At 44.7% G+C, this 217-nt stretch carries 1 protein-coding gene; it reads left to right on the forward strand.

Translation table 11 applies throughout. The features are described from left to right. Positions 1-217 (forward strand): hypothetical protein (locus tag ACVCZW_RS00085; RefSeq protein ID WP_452231287.1); only part of this gene is annotated, 217 nt, incomplete at both ends.

Raw genomic sequence — 217 nt, forward strand, 5'->3', positions numbered from 1 at the left:
ACTGTATTTGCTGATTTAGATGGCGATGGTGTATTAGACGCAGGAGAGCCAACAGCAACAACGGCAGCGGATGGAACGTATACTATTCCAGGAGTACCAGCAGGAACAGTAGATATCGTAGTAGATACAACTACTTTACCAGCAGGAGCAAGTTTAACAGAAGGAACAGAGCCAACATCAGTAACGGTACCAACAAATGGTAGTGTAGATGCAGGAA

The organism is Lacinutrix sp. MEBiC02595, from assembly GCF_053601555.1.